The organism is Oceanospirillum sediminis, assembly GCF_014164585.1.
GTDB lineage: Bacteria > Pseudomonadota > Gammaproteobacteria > Pseudomonadales > Halomonadaceae > Oceanospirillum > Oceanospirillum sediminis.
Window position 1 is genome coordinate 1 of sequence record NZ_JACJFM010000179.1, and the last position, 401, is coordinate 401.

Sequence of the window (401 nt, forward strand, 5' to 3'; positions counted from 1 at the left end):
AATATGGGTCTGCTATTTTAAAGGTGATTCGCGCCTATTGTGAGGAACATGATATTGAAACGGCAGCCGATGTTGAAATTTTTGATGCGCCTAAACCGAAACGCCAAAAAGGGGATACGAAAAAAGAATCTTTGGCACTCTTTAAATCAGGGAAATCGGTTAACGAAATTGCAGATATTAGAGAGTTAAATGTTAATACCATTATTGGGCATTTGGCGAGTTTTATGGATTCTGGTGAGGTGAAGATTACCGATTTGATTTCTGAGGCCCATTATGAGGAGTTGAAAGTTTTGATTCCGAAGACTACTTTTGAGAATTTATCGGATTTGAAACATCAGTTGGATGATAAGTATAGTTATGGGGAAGTGCGGTTGGTGGTGGACGACATTTTAAATTCAAAT

General features: G+C 37.9%; 1 protein-coding gene. It reads left to right on the forward strand.

Annotation, left to right across the window (positions count from 1 at the left end):
- Nucleotides 1-401, forward strand: a 401-nt coding sequence (locus H4O21_RS28310; protein WP_182812517.1) for a helix-turn-helix domain-containing protein, incomplete at both ends; no start/stop codon positions are given.